The organism is Flagellimonas hadalis, from assembly GCF_007785775.2.
Taxonomy (GTDB): Bacteria; Bacteroidota; Bacteroidia; order Flavobacteriales; family Flavobacteriaceae; genus Flagellimonas; species Flagellimonas hadalis.
The window spans coordinates 723,423-736,948 of record NZ_VNIK02000001.1; the positions used below are offsets into that span (position 1 = coordinate 723,423).

General features: G+C 45.4%; 13 protein-coding genes and 1 riboswitch. Of the genes, 5 read left to right on the forward strand and 8 right to left on the reverse strand.

Annotated features, from left to right (window positions below):
* Positions 1-63 precede the first annotated feature (63 nt).
* The gene (gene nhaA / locus FOT42_RS03180) at positions 64-1,425 is read left to right on the forward strand and encodes a Na+/H+ antiporter NhaA (RefSeq protein WP_226789783.1); all 1,362 of its coding nucleotides are present in this window, start codon (positions 64-66) and stop codon (positions 1,423-1,425) included.
* Positions 1,426-1,437: 12 nt separating this feature from the next.
* A complete protein-coding gene (locus FOT42_RS03185) occupies positions 1,438-2,136 on the forward strand; it encodes an SIR2 family NAD-dependent protein deacylase (RefSeq protein ID WP_151889112.1) in 699 nt (232 codons plus the stop codon).
* Here the strand turns inward: FOT42_RS03185 and FOT42_RS03190 are convergent.
* Entirely contained in the window at positions 2,120-2,572 is a 453-nt protein-coding gene (locus FOT42_RS03190; RefSeq protein WP_151889113.1) for a heme-binding domain-containing protein, read from the reverse strand. The two genes, FOT42_RS03185 and FOT42_RS03190, sit on opposite strands and share 17 nt — an antisense overlap.
* 33 nt (positions 2,573-2,605) lie before the next feature.
* Here FOT42_RS03190 and FOT42_RS03195 point away from each other — a divergent pair, with 33 nt between their 5' ends.
* Both FOT42_RS03195 and purB read left to right on the forward strand, forming a co-directional pair.
* Complete coding sequence (locus FOT42_RS03195; protein WP_151889114.1) at positions 2,606-3,178, forward strand: hypothetical protein; 573 nt, start codon at positions 2,606-2,608, stop codon at positions 3,176-3,178.
* A gap of 47 nt (positions 3,179-3,225) precedes the next feature.
* Positions 3,226-4,569: an adenylosuccinate lyase gene (gene purB, locus FOT42_RS03200; protein ID WP_151889115.1), complete on the forward strand. Its 1,344-nt coding sequence runs from the start codon at positions 3,226-3,228 to the stop codon at positions 4,567-4,569.
* Positions 4,570-4,799: 230 nt separating this feature from the next.
* Here purB and FOT42_RS03205 read toward each other — a convergent pair whose 3' ends face one another.
* From FOT42_RS03205 to FOT42_RS03230, 6 genes are all read right to left on the reverse strand, one after another.
* Positions 4,800-6,365: a poly(ethylene terephthalate) hydrolase family protein gene (locus FOT42_RS03205; protein ID WP_151889116.1), complete on the reverse strand. Its 1,566-nt coding sequence runs from the start codon at positions 6,363-6,365 to the stop codon at positions 4,800-4,802.
* A gap of 187 nt (positions 6,366-6,552) precedes the next feature.
* A complete protein-coding gene (locus FOT42_RS03210; protein ID WP_151889117.1) occupies positions 6,553-7,368 on the reverse strand; it encodes a mechanosensitive ion channel family protein in 816 nt (271 codons plus the stop codon).
* Between the two features lie 135 nt (positions 7,369-7,503).
* Positions 7,504-8,043 (reverse strand): DUF4252 domain-containing protein, encoded by a 540-nt coding sequence (locus tag FOT42_RS03215; protein ID WP_151889118.1) that lies wholly within the window; start codon positions 8,041-8,043, stop codon positions 7,504-7,506.
* Positions 8,044-8,156: 113 nt separating this feature from the next.
* Entirely contained in the window at positions 8,157-8,696 is a 540-nt protein-coding gene (locus tag FOT42_RS03220) for a DUF4252 domain-containing protein (protein ID WP_151889119.1), read from the reverse strand.
* 12 nt (positions 8,697-8,708) lie between these two features.
* Positions 8,709-9,143: a hypothetical protein gene (locus FOT42_RS03225; RefSeq protein WP_151889120.1), complete on the reverse strand. Its 435-nt coding sequence runs from the start codon at positions 9,141-9,143 to the stop codon at positions 8,709-8,711.
* On the reverse strand, positions 9,130-9,639 hold the full coding sequence (locus FOT42_RS03230; RefSeq protein WP_151889121.1) for an RNA polymerase sigma factor: 510 nt from the start codon (positions 9,637-9,639) through the stop codon (positions 9,130-9,132). The genes FOT42_RS03225 and FOT42_RS03230 overlap by 14 nt, the downstream gene beginning before the upstream one ends.
* Positions 9,640-9,846: 207 nt before the next feature.
* On the opposite strand from FOT42_RS03230, the gene FOT42_RS03235 reads away from it, so the two are divergent.
* Complete coding sequence (locus tag FOT42_RS03235) at positions 9,847-11,340, forward strand: S41 family peptidase (protein WP_151889122.1); 1,494 nt, start codon at positions 9,847-9,849, stop codon at positions 11,338-11,340.
* A 32-nt stretch (positions 11,341-11,372) separates the two neighbouring features.
* Here the strand turns inward: FOT42_RS03235 and FOT42_RS03240 are convergent, their stop codons facing one another.
* Entirely contained in the window at positions 11,373-13,235 is a 1,863-nt protein-coding gene (locus FOT42_RS03240; protein WP_151889123.1) for a TonB-dependent receptor plug domain-containing protein, read from the reverse strand.
* A 69-nt stretch (positions 13,236-13,304) separates the two neighbouring features.
* Positions 13,305-13,524: riboswitch (cobalamin riboswitch) on the reverse strand.
* Between the last annotated feature and the right edge of the window lie 2 nt (positions 13,525-13,526).

Here is a 13,526-nt window from a genome sequence, read left to right on the forward strand (position 1 = left end):
GTTGTTTTGTAAGGCAGGTCGACATCTGGCAAAAAAGCCTGCTTTCCACCAAAACAAGAATTGATGAAACTACAGTGTTGCCAGAGCACCGTTCTCAACCAAAAACGAAAAATGATCAAAAAAATCATCCTGACCCCTTTTCAGAGTTTTGTAAAAATCGAGGGCTTTAGTGGCATCCTATTGCTCATCACGACCATAATAGCACTTATCTGGGCCAACTCACCATTCGGGGACAGTTACCAATCCATCTGGCAATACAAGCTAGGGTTCAGCACTCCATTTTTTGAATTGCAGAAACCGCTCATCCTTTGGATCAATGACGCCTTGATGGCCATTTTCTTTTTCCTGATCGGATTGGAGATCAAAAGGGAATTTTTGATCGGGGAACTCAATTCTGTAAAAAAGATTGCTTTCCCTCTTTTTGGAGCCTTGGGTGGCATGTCCGTACCGGTGATGTTTTACCTCTTCCTCAACCATAATCCAGAAACCCAAGTGGGATGGGGCATTCCCATGGCCACCGATATTGCATTTTCCTTGGCCGTCCTAAACGCATTGGGCTCCCGCGTTCCTTTGAGCCTCAAAATCTTTTTGACCGCATTTGCCATAGTGGACGACATTGGGGCCGTTCTTGTTATCGCCATTTTTTACAGCAGTGACATTGATATTGCCCTATTGCTCTATGCCTTTGGGCTTTTGGCCATACTCTATGCCATTGCCTACAAAGGGATTTACTCCAAATACCTGATTACTTTTTTTGGCATCATCATCTGGACACTGTTTTTAAAGGCCGGCATCCATCCGACCTTGGCCGGGATCCTATTGGCTTTTTCCGTTCCCATCAGACAAAAGGTTGACACCCCTGAATTCATTGATAATCTGACACGGATCACCAAACGCATCAAAAAGGCCAAAGTTTTGGACAAGTCCATTCTGTCCAAAGAACAGATTGGGGAAATCGATGCCCTGGAATATTGGACCGATAAGTACCAGTCGCCCCTTCAACGTCTGGAACACAATCTGCACGGCTGGGTCGCCTATTTCATCATCCCGGTTTTTGCCCTGGCCAATGCAGGGGTATCATTTAGCAACTCGACGGAACTGGATACCCAACTGATCATCAACATGACCATCTGCCTTGTGGCCGGAAACAGTATCGGGATCTCAACCATCATCCTATTGGCAAAAAAAATCAAATTGATCGAGGTGCCAAACGACATCGGGACGCAACAAATCATCGGGGTCGCCTTTTTGGCCGGTATCGGTTTCACCATGTCCATTTTCATTGCGGGCCTTGCCTTTGAAAACGACCCGATCAATATAGACTCGGCCAAAATCGGGATTCTTGTGGGATCGTTCATCTCTGCAGTGATCGGTTTCCTCATTCTGAGATGGAGACCACGCAATGCAACCACCATCAATCCCTAATAATACACAACCATGAGCAAACCAAAAATAGTTGTACTTACCGGCGCGGGCATGAGTGCCGAAAGCGGACTGAGCACCTTCAGGGACGCCAATGGCCTTTGGGAAGGCCATGATGTGATGGAAGTGGCCTCGCCCCAAGGTTTTGCGCGCAATCCCGAATTGGTGCTGGAATTCTATAACCAGCGTAGGCGGCAATTGCTCCAAGTAAGCCCCAACCAAGGGCATTTGGCCTTGGCGCAATTGGAAAACCGATTTGATGTGAGCATAGTGACCCAAAATGTTGACAATCTCCACGAACAGGCGGGAAGTTCCCATGTGGTGCACCTGCACGGTGAACTTTTCAAGGTGCGGAGCACCAAAGATGAAAATCATGTTTTGGAATGGAAGGAAGACCTTGTGCTGGGCGATCTGGATCCACACGGACATCAACTACGGCCCCATATCGTTTGGTTCGGGGAAATGGTGCCCTTGCTCCAAACAGCAGCAGAGATCACCCAACAGGCCGATGTGCTGATCATCATCGGCACCTCCATGCAGGTATATCCCGCAGCCAGCCTGATCCATTATACGGACGGCCAAACGCCCATTTATTTTATAGATCCCAAACCAACTGTGCGTGCATCGGATTTTGGCAACCTGACCATCATCCCAAAAACAGCAGTGGAAGGTGTTCCGCCCCTTGTGGAAGAACTTTTCAGTACTTGGCCCTAGCGCCATCGGCCCAGGTCACCAAAGCGATGATCTGTTCTTGGGTCAATCGGGCATCGCCGTGGGTCCAGGTGTATTCCTTTAAGGGCATACCCCCTTTTTTCACCTCTTCCACCACTTCTTCCAATTTATGGTCCTTCTTTTTGGCCGTATAGTTTTCCCAATCGGAAAAATTGAGGTGTTTCTTTCCATCTTTGATGTGATCGGACAACCAATAGGAAACCGGCGCCACATTGTTGTACCAAGGATACACTGTATGGGCACTGTGGCAATCGTAGCATGCCGATCGCAAAATCTTCTTTACTTGTGCACTGGGCTCGGTCTCCGCCTCAAAAGCAGCTACATAATCGCCTTCTGCCTGGTTCTTTTCAGGTCGGTAAAATTGCATGCCTATCAAGACCACCAATAGGGCAATCGCTATTTTTTTCACTATTTTCATCACGAAAAGGTTTCCATAAATATACTTTTTTTTGTGACTGAAAAAGAACTACTTATCACACTGGACTCTGGAAGGCTTTCCAAGCCCCAAATAGATCGATTGGTGGGCGAGCTTGAAAAACAGCCCGAACTCGCCAAGATTCTCTTTGCACAGGTATTTGTGGAAGACCGGGAGGGCACGTTCAATGCCAGCTGGACCTTTGATCACCTGATGCGAAAAAAGTTGGAATACCTGTTGCCCTTCTTTGATGATTTTGCGGACAAGTTGGCCAAACTGAGGACCGAATCGTGTATCCGTCCCATGGCCCATGTATGCGAAATGGTCTGTATGGCCTATTTTAAAAAGAAGGAACCGGCTTTTACACAACATATTACCGACACCCAACTGGAACAGATCATGACCGTGTGCTTTGATTGGCTCATCAGCCCCATGAACATGGCACCAAAGGTGTTTTCCATGACCAGTCTGTACTATCTGGGGCAAAAATTTGATTGGGTGCACCCAGAATTGAAACAGGTTTTGCAGGACACCTATGCCGATGGAACTCCGGGATATCGGAACCGGGCCAAAAAAACCCTGGATAAGTTGGCCCGATTAGGGCATTAAACTTTGTGAGATTAAGTATCTTTGCTGCTTTCAAAAATTTCTTGACCATGTCTTTGACCCAACTCAATGCGATTTCGCCCATTGACGGCCGATACGGAAACAAAACCAAGGCGCTAAGGGATTACTTTTCCGAAGAGGCCCTGATCAGGTACCGTGTCCTGGTAGAGATTGAATATTTCATTGCCCTTTGTGAGGTGCCTTTGCCCCAATTGGCCGATTTCGACAAAGGATTGTTTCCCAATATTCAAAAAATCTATTTGGAGTTTTCTTCGGAAGATGCTCTGGGCATCAAGGAAATTGAAAAGACCACCAACCACGACGTAAAGGCCGTGGAGTATTTCATCAAACAGAAGTTTGATACGCTTGGGCTACAAAAATACAAGGAGTTCATCCATTTTGGACTGACCTCACAGGACATCAACAATACGGCCATCCCACTCTCCATCAAGGAAGCGATGAACGAGGTCTATGTCCCTTCTTATTTGGAAGTATTTGAAAAATTAAAGGAGCTGGCCAATGAATGGGAAAACATCCCCATGCTGGCGCGAACGCACGGACAACCTGCATCACCTACCCGATTGGGCAAGGAAATCGAGGTGTTCGTGGAGCGATTCAAGGAACAGTTCAATTTATTGAACGACATCCCGAGCGCGGCCAAGTTTGGTGGCGCCACCGGAAATTACAATGCACACAAAGTTGCATATCCAAGCATTGATTGGAGGGCATTCGGGAAACAATTTGTCCAAGAAAAACTGGGACTGCACCACTCCTTCCCCACCACGCAGATAGAGCATTACGATCACATGGCGGCACTTTTTGATGGTCTCAAACGCATCAACACCATTTTGATCGACTTGGACAGGGATATCTGGACCTATGTGTCCATGGATTACTTCAAACAAAAGATCAAAAAAGGGGAAGTCGGCTCATCGGCCATGCCGCACAAGGTAAACCCCATCGATTTTGAAAATTCGGAGGGCAACCTTGGCATTGCCAATGCTGTTTTTGAGCATCTATCGGCCAAATTACCCATTTCCAGGTTGCAACGCGATCTTACGGACAGCACCGTGCTCCGCAATATAGGTGTTCCCTTTGCCCATACCATTGTTGGGTTCCAATCGACCTTGAAGGGATTGAACAAACTGGTACTTAACCAAGAAAAGTTTGAAAAGGACTTGGAGGACAACTGGGCCGTGGTCGCCGAGGCCATCCAGACCATTTTGCGAAGGGAGGGCTATCCCAATCCGTACGAGGCCCTAAAGGGCCTGACCCGAACCAATGAAAAGATCACCCAAAAATCCATTGCCGATTTTATTGAAACCTTGGAGGTTTCGGATGCCATCAAAGCTGAATTGAAACAGATCACGCCAGCAAATTATACGGGGGTCTAATGAGTCTTTACCAAAAAATCCTATTGACTTTTGGTTTTCTCTTTCTCTTCAGTGGATCTCTGATAAAAATTTTGCACTGGGAATTTGGCCCCATCAATGGCGCCCTGTTGATAGCTATTTCCTATCTTCTACTTTTCACTGCAATACTTCTTTACATTTGGCGGAAACCCAAAAAATAGCATTGGCGAATTATGCCAGGGTGTAGAATGTGTTTTTAGTTTAGCGTTGGTTCATTTCTTCAGTTGTTCCAATCTGCTGATGGCGTTCTGGTTTTGGGAATTCAATTCCAACGACTTTTCAAAGCTTTCAATGGCTTTTTCCTTTTCACCCAAATACAGATACCCCTCCGCGAGACTGTCATAAAGATTGAAAGAATTTGGGAAAAGTGTTATGGCCAGTTTAAATACATGGATTCCTTGGGAAGATCTATTTGGATTGAAAACAAGTTGAAGGCCGAGCATGTTCAAATCACCTTCCTGCATTTTGAACGAAGGGTGGCTTTTCAGTATTGAGTCATATAGCTGATGTAGGTTTTCATAGTTTTTGGCCAAAGCCAAATCATTGAAATCCTGAAAATTGAATTTCCTTATTTTTGGTTGTTTGATGGTTTGGGTTACCAGCGACTTTGCCATTCCATTGGCCAAGGGACCATTTTCGATGAATTCGGATGCTTTTTTGTCTTGGTTCAAAGTGGCCTCTATAAAGTTCAAGGTGTAAGCCGCGACCCATTTATAGGATTCCATGATTTCTGGATCGCTTTTGTCCTGTCTAGGATCCCTATGGGCAAAAAGAACGCCCAGTGAGCTGAAGTAACTATGCGTCAAATCATGGAACTTCAAGCGATACGATTTACTGTTTGAAATACTGTCATACAATTGGAATCTTGAGTTCAGTTCCGCATCTATCTGGTCTTCCTTCAAGACGATTTCAGGGATGTCCTTCTGTGCCATATGAATGTAGGGGACATCTATTTTTCCAGCATCAAAAAAAGGGGATCGATTGAGCAGTCCATATTGATACCGCTCCGTTCCGTCAAGACTGACAACGGCTTTTACATGGTCGTTCCGATTCTGCACAATGATATTCGACAATCCACCAAAACTGAAACCCATGATTGCCATTCTATCGTAATCCACCATTGGAAATTTCCCTGCTTCTTTCATCAAAAACTCCACATCTCTGGCTTGGGTCTCCATTTCCTTGGCATTGTTGTTGCCAAACCAGCGGGTTTCGGTTCCCTTACTTGGGCTTGACATGACCACAAAACCGTGACTTGCCAAATATTCACAAAGGGCAAAGTTCTCGATGGATGATGCTTGGAAGCTGGGCGCATAGATGATTACCGGGAATTTCCCTTTTCCAAATTCCGCACTGGCATATGCCGTCGTTTTTTCTTCAAGATGCTTTTGGTTTTCGGGTGTATTGGTATAATAGAACCAGTTCAACAGTTGCTCGTTGGGCAAATGTTCCCACTCCTCTTCTTCTTTCAATATTTCGAAATAATCCACGACCTGTAAGGGTTCCAAACCTTCAACATTTTGCCTGGAAGGGTACCACATACTTACGGAAATTGGCCTTGCCACCTTGGCTTTGGTGTAGTCATATATCCTGCTGTAAGTCCTTGTGCTGTCTGAAGTGGTGTAGTGCCGAAATCCTACATTGTAATGGCCATTTTCAAGGTCGATTTCCTTGAGTGAAGTCTGAGCAGTGATCAGATACACTTGGAAAAGCATCAAAATTGATAGAATGGTCAATCTCACAATAAATAAGTTAGCGTTCACTTTCAAAGATGCCATGATTCCTTCTTTGTTACAGTTTTTGCTCTCTGAATCCAACTTGGTATGATTTCTTGTGTTCAGAATGACATATATCGTGTCAGTTCGAGCGGAGTCGGGAAGGAACTTAATGCCCCTCGATCACAACCATTTTGACACCCCTAAAGCCCCCTAACTTCGGCAGGCAGGCCTCAAGGGGACAACTGTATTACCCTTCTTTGCGGATTTCCACTTGATGGGGATATGGAATCTCAATGCCCGCTGCATCCAGAGCAAGTTTGCAATTCTCATAGGTAGCAAAATACACATCCCAATAATCCTCGGGTTTGCAAAAGGGCCTTACCGCAAAATTCACGGAGCTGTCCGCCAGTTCCAATACATTTACCGAAGGAGCTGGCTCCTGAAGTACTTTTGGATTGGAAGTCAGCACATTCAGAAGTACTTCCTTGGTTTTTTTGATGTCCTCTCCATAACCGACCCCAATCACCGTGTCCACACGCATCTTCCCCTCTGCCGTATAGTTGATGATGTTCCCGTTGGCCATGGCACCATTGGGGACGATGGCCAATTTGCTCTGCGGTGTGATCAATTTAGTGGTAAAGATCTCCACTTCTTTTACCACTCCCAATACACCTTGGGCCTCAATCAAGTCCCCGATGCGATAGGGTTTGAAAATCATGATGAGTACCCCGCCCGCAAAATTGGAAAGAGATCCCTGCAAGGCCAATCCCACGGCAAGGCCTGCAGCGGCAATCACGGCCGCAAAGGTGGTCACATCCACACCCAATCTTGAGATCACAACTATGACAAGGAAAACCTTCAGTGCCCATGAGAACAGGTTCAACAGGAATTTTTGGAGGGATTCGTCATATTTGCTCTTGGACATCATTTTTCTGGTACCCCCGGTAATTTTCTTGATCACCCAGATGCCCACAAGGTAAATGAGTATGGCGGTAATGAGTTTAGGACCAAATTCTTTGGCCAATTCCAGGCCATAATTCATCCATTCTTCAGCTTTTTCCATGATGTTGTTTTAGTTAGTGTTCTTACAATGGGACACTAAGTTAAAAAAGATGGTCACAAGAAGGGGTGAAAAATAGGACCAAAAACAAACGAGGGCGACATATGTCGCCCTTCTTCTATGATATGATGGTCGGTTTTAGCCTTTCAAAAAGTCGCCGATCTCGCCCAGACCCTCCCCCTTGTATTCGGATTTTTGGATGGCCTGCATCAACTGCATGATGTGGGCGGGGTTCATGTCCTTGCCCAGAACGCGCACTAGGGCAAAGCCCTTGTCGTCACTGTCCCCATAAATGATCACTTCGTCAATGGCATCCTCATCGCCAAGGTATTTGATCACTCCTTTGCCGTACTTGGAATTGATCTTCATCAGTTCCACAAACTTGTCGCCTTTGAGGATTTCCTTTACTTTTTTCTTCTCCATCTCAAATTCGGCCTCGTTCTCGGAATTCTTTTTGAAGGCCAACAAATTGAACTTTCGCAAGGATTCCACGGCTTCCTTTTGGGTTGGGGTCAAATCCACGCCGTCCATTTTAAGGATACTGGCCGGAACATCGATGGACAGGAAATTGGGGTTCTCGGAATTGTCCACATAATATTCCTGTAGGCTCTGCTGCGAAGAACAGGAGGCCAAAACGATGGCCATTCCTGCCAAAATGCTTTTAATAATAGATTTCATCTGTACTTTTTTTGATTGATTCGTTAAAAATCAGCATGTCAGCTGACAGTTATTGGTGGTTGGGTACTGCGTTTTGTTACACATCCATCCAAAACTATCAGCTGACAAACTTCTTAGTTGTCCTTTCCTGCTTTGTTCAGTTCTTCGGGTAGGTTCATCTTCTTGGTCAATGAATTGATCTTGTTCAGGTCGATATCCCCCGTCAGTGATAGGATCACCGTCTCGAAGTTACGGCCATCGGCGTTCACATCCTTCATTCCTGTAATGAACATCAACAGTTCGCTCACATGGTCCTCGTCCCTACCTTGTTTGATGTAGAACTTCACGTTGGCGTCCTTGTCCTTCACACGCATCAACTCTTCCATTTTGGAGGAACCCAAATAACTGTTCACGGCGGACTTCATATCGGCACCGATATTTTTGTTATCGGTGGTGAACACCTTCAAGCTTTTTAGGCTACTGGCAATGTCCATAAAGTCCCTGGCCTCTGGATCGTCCACTTCCACATCTATCTTGGCCAACAGGTTGAACATGCTCTTGTTCACCACCACCGAGGTGACCTCGTCCATATCCTCAAACTTGTCAAAAAGGGATTGTGAAAACCCTGCCAAAGGCAACATTGCCATCACTGCGATTAAAATATACTTTTTCATCTTTTTCGTTTTTTAATTGTTGTTGTAAATCTTTTGTTTTGCTTCTTCGAACTCTTTTAGGTAGGCCACTTTTTCCGTGCCCCTCCCAAAATTCTCGGCCAAGAGTTCAAAGGCCTTTTTGGTTTCTTGATAGGCATACTCTGCCTGTTCAAGCTCCCGTTGTTTTCTATCCTGGTATTGTTTTCCAAAATAGATGCCAAAGGTGAGAACCACTGCCGCTGCTACGGATAGCCACTTGTAATAGTTTACTCTAGGTTTTAATGGTACCTGCTTGGTGTACTTTTCTTCCTTGGCATTGGAAAAGTAGTTGAACATGGGGCGGTACTGTTGCAAGTGTGTGGCCACATCATCTTGCGAGAAGTATTCCCTAAGTTTCCGTTCCTCGTCCACGGTGGTCGTGGCTTCGAAATACTTTTCCAATAATTTTTCTATGTTATCCAATTCCATAGTTGTGTTTTTTTATCAATTCTTCCCTTACTGTTTTTCTTGCTCTGGACAGTGCCACTCGCACTGCGGTGGGTTTCATGTCCAATAGGTCGCATATTTCCTCAAATTCGTATTGTTCCACGTCGCGTAGCTGCAATACCATCTTTTGTTGTTCGGGCAGTTCCTTCATGATTCGCTCCATCCATCCCACACTGTCTTCGGCTTCGAGTTGGCGCTGTAACGAGATGTTCTCGTCACTGTAATTGCTGTGCACCAGCTTCAGGTTGCCCGCCTGTTTGGATTTCAATCGGTCCAAACAAAAGTTCTTGGTCATGGTCATGGCAAATGCCTCAACGTTTTTGTACTCACCCATGGACTCATTCTTTGCCCATAGCTTCAGCAAAATTTCCTGTGTGGCGTCTTCCGCTTCCTCCCTGGACACCAACAGGCGTTTCGCGAGTCGGTAGAGTTTGTCCTTAAAGGGCATCACCACGTTCAAAAATTCTGTCTGTTTCATTTGGTTGTCAGTTGTTTTGGTCCTCATTTATCGACCTACACTATCACGACGACACATATCGAAATTTGTTACAAAAAATTTGTAATCTCCTTTTATGTGCCTATTTTGCGTAGTGGTTCTTTCAATTTTACCATACATTCCAAACCCCCATTCCAACCTATTCATCGAATTGGAATGAAAATTGAGGAATTTTTATAAAATTAAGCTATGAAAAAATATTTCTTTCTATTGGGCGTTGCCTTGATCTTTTCTGCTTGTAGCAATGACGACGGAATCAAGAACGGCCCCACTCCAAACCCTGACCCAGACGCCGATGTGACAGCCCAGAACTTTATGTGGCAAGCCATGAACCTTTGGTATTTTTGGCAAGGTGAAGTCGCTGATCTAGCGGATGACCGGTTTTCTTCGGATGCTGAATACACGGCTTTTTTGGAATCCTATACCGATCCTGAAAATTTTTATTATAGTATTTGCAACAAACATAGTCGGATAGTTGGTACTGAAGCTGCCATAGATCGTTTCAGCTTTGGAGATGATGACTACAAAGAATTGGTAAGCAGTCTTTCCGGCGTATCCAAAAGTAATGGGTTGGAGTTCAATTTGATGTACAAATATGCAAACGGGAATGAAATCTTTGGATACGTATTGTATGTACTTCCTGATTCCAATGCTTCTGGCGCCGATATTGTCCGAGGGGAAATGTTTACCCGTGTCAATGGTGTGCAACTAACGGACAGCAACTATATCAATTTGTTATTTGGCTCCAACGACACCTATACGTTGGGCATGGCACACATAGAAAACGGTGATTTTGTGAATGACAGTAAAGAAGTTACCCTGACCAAAGTGGCCAATCAAGTAGAAAATCCTATTTTGGTAGCCAAAACGCTGGACGTAAATGGCACTAAGGTAGCCTATTTGATGTACAACCGTTTTTTGAGCAGTTTTGACGAACAACTCAATCAGGCCTTTGCACAGTTTAAAGCGGAAGGGGCCACCGAACTCGTACTGGATATGCGCTACAATCCCGGTGGCAATGTGAACACTTCACGCCTCTTGGCCAGTATGATCTATGGCACCCACACCGATGAAGTTTATATAAAACAACGATGGAACGATAAAGTCCAAGCCCAATTGACCAATGAATTTTTGACCGATTATTTTGCCAATACCACGGGCACGACCAGCATCAACACCCTTAACCTAAGCAGGGTCTTTGTATTGGCCACCAACGATTCGGCCTCAGCCAGCGAACTGGTGATGAACGGATTGGCACCTCATATGGAAGTCATCCACATTGGTGAGACCACTAGAGGTAAAAATGAATTTTCCATAACCTTGGTGGACGATCCGGATAATACCTTTGTTTATAATAGTAACCGTGAGGACAAAATCAACCCAAACAATAGTTGGGGTCTCCAACCTTTGGTTGGACGTAATGAAAATGCAGCTGGGTTTTCCGATTACACCAGCGGCCTGGTTCCCGATATTGAGTTGGCAGAAGACATTACCAACTTGGGTATTTTAGGAGAAATGGATGAACCTTTACTGGCCCGTGCTTTGTTAGAAATCTCAGGAGGATCTGCCAAAATGGACTTTACTGTTGAAATGCCGGCGGAGCCGTTTACTTCCTCAAGGCTCCAAACACCTATGAGAGACAATATGTACCTCGACAAACCTTTGAATCTCCAAATACAATAAAAAAAGCGGCCTTTTTTGGCCGCTTTTCTTTTTTAAAGGTTCAGGTTGAGACCCAACCTAAAATTTCGTCCCCGGGTGGTGAACCCTATGACTTCTGTGTAATCCTCGTTCAGTAAGTTGTCCGCTGCCAAGAACACATTGAGTTTGTTCGAAATCAACTCGTGCCCCAGATATAGGTTCACCAATGAGAATGAATCCAACTCAACATCCGTAAAGCTTACAAAATCCGTATCGAACCGTTGCCCCGTGTAGGCATAGCTCAACGATACATTTGTTTTCTCGCACAATTGATACCCCAAGGTCACATTGGCCTTGTGTTTCGGAATGCGGATGGCATTGTCCCCTTTGCGTTCCGTAAAGGTATAGTTGGCATCTACGGTCAGGGCATCCAAAGGAAACCATACCGCTTCCACTTCCACTCCATTGGCATCGATCTCATCGGCAATGTTGATGCTCATAAAATTGACATCATACCCAATGGCATTCTTTTCATTTCTGTCAAAATAGACCGTGCTGAACCGCAGCCTATCGTTCACCTTGAATTCAAGTCCTCCCTCGATGGTCCTGTTTTCCTCGGGCTCAAGGTCAGGATTTCCGCCAAATGCACCAAAAAGTTGGGTCAGGTTGGGCGTAATGTATGAAGTGGCATACGAACCGAGCAATTTCACATAGCCATTTGAGGTCGGGAACACATAGGACGGATTCACGTTGTACACCACATGGTTTCCATACTCCGAATGGTTGTTCAAACGCACACCCGCATTCAGGTTCAACCCAAAATCGGAAACATAGACCACATTGGCATAGGGATCCACAATAGTAAAATCCACATCTTCTGAAAAGACAGCTTCATCCTTGATGTAATTCACCCCAAGTATGGTATGCCACTGCTCCCCAAAAACATATTTGTTATAGAAATCGAGTACCCAATTGCTTCCCTCTGAAACACTTTCACCAAAAGTGTCCTTGGAATTGGTCTCATAATCGGTAAGCGCTGCGTTTAAGTGCAGAGAACCTTTTCCATAAGCAAGGGAAGAGGACACCCCCACCCTTTCCTGTTCGTTCCTCCCTATGTTCGGGGCGTCTGCATTCGATGCATCATATTCATTGCTGAACTTGGTCTGGTTGCCATAGACCGACACCTCAAAATCTTTGGAAAACTGGTAGCCCAACCTCACATTGGTACTGTAATGTGAAAAAACATCCTCTTCATTTTCAGGGGTCACCGCTGCAGAGAGCCCGCTTTTGTACCGGTTCGAAAAGTCAACCACATAGTTGAACTTGTTCAAGGTACCATTCACATTGACCGCATTGCTGATGCTTCCCAGATCATAATTTTGATCCTCTGCGGTCTGGTTGGTACCGATACTGGTACTGAAACTGCCCGAAATGTCCTTTTGGGAACTTCTCTTGGTAGTGATGTTGATTACGGCCGTAGCTGCATTGGTGCCATACAAGGTACTCGCAGCCCCTTTGATGATCTCTATGGACGCAATATTTGTGGGTGAAAGCAATCGTAGGTCGTACTCCGCCGAAAATGTGGAAGGGTCGGACACCCTCACCCCATCAATGATCACCAAGACCTGTCTTCCCCGACCGCCGCGGGCATAAACGCCCAAGACATCACCGTCTCGGCCACGGCTACCGGCAATCTCGATACCGCTCTTGGTGTTGATGATCTCCGCGACCGTCTTACCTTGGCTGCGTTCCAGTTCCTTTGCGGTGATCTGTATCACAGTCTTTCCTGAATTTTCTCGTTTCAGTTCAAATTTTGAATCGCTCACAACAACCTCATCCAGTTGCTGCACTTTCAAGGAATCCTGCTGCGTGTTTTGCGCAAGAAGTCCCTTGCCCGCCAATAGGGCGGCCAATAACCAAAAATGATTTTTTTTCATTTCGTTTACGTGAATAAACGGGAGTATAGTATGGTTTCCATACGTAAACTTTTATCCCGAAAGTTTAACATTGTTTGTTTGAATTGGGCAGGTCTCCTGGCTCGTTTTAAGTTGCTTTACCTTCCCATCCGTTTTACGGACAGTGGTATCGAAGAAAACAACATCCCTTCGGGGTGCCTTTATGGGGACACAAACTTACAGTTGCGGGAACAGCTCCGGATTTGCACCGGATTCCCTTTTAATCGTACAGGAAAAATGTCCTGCACGAACCTAAATTCAGCGCGAAAGTAA

Coding starts and splice junctions, on each gene's coding strand:
- nhaA (WP_226789783.1), top strand. CDS start 64: ATGAAACTACAGTGTTGCCAGAGCACCGTTCTCAACCAAAAACGAAAA.
- FOT42_RS03185 (WP_151889112.1), top strand. CDS start 1,438: ATGAGCAAACCAAAAATAGTTGTACTTACCGGCGCGGGCATGAGTGCC.
- FOT42_RS03190 (WP_151889113.1), bottom strand. CDS start 2,572: ATGAAAATAGTGAAAAAAATAGCGATTGCCCTATTGGTGGTCTTGATA.
- purB (WP_151889115.1), top strand. CDS start 3,226: ATGTCTTTGACCCAACTCAATGCGATTTCGCCCATTGACGGCCGATAC.
- FOT42_RS03205 (WP_151889116.1), bottom strand. CDS start 6,365: ATGGCATCTTTGAAAGTGAACGCTAACTTATTTATTGTGAGATTGACC.
- FOT42_RS03210 (WP_151889117.1), bottom strand. CDS start 7,368: ATGGAAAAAGCTGAAGAATGGATGAATTATGGCCTGGAATTGGCCAAA.
- FOT42_RS03215 (WP_151889118.1), bottom strand. CDS start 8,043: ATGAAATCTATTATTAAAAGCATTTTGGCAGGAATGGCCATCGTTTTG.
- FOT42_RS03220 (WP_151889119.1), bottom strand. CDS start 8,696: ATGAAAAAGTATATTTTAATCGCAGTGATGGCAATGTTGCCTTTGGCA.
- FOT42_RS03225 (WP_151889120.1), bottom strand. CDS start 9,143: ATGGAATTGGATAACATAGAAAAATTATTGGAAAAGTATTTCGAAGCC.
- FOT42_RS03230 (WP_151889121.1), bottom strand. CDS start 9,639: ATGAAACAGACAGAATTTTTGAACGTGGTGATGCCCTTTAAGGACAAA.
- FOT42_RS03235 (WP_151889122.1), top strand. CDS start 9,847: ATGAAAAAATATTTCTTTCTATTGGGCGTTGCCTTGATCTTTTCTGCT.
- FOT42_RS03240 (WP_151889123.1), bottom strand. CDS start 13,235: ATGAAAAAAAATCATTTTTGGTTATTGGCCGCCCTATTGGCGGGCAAG.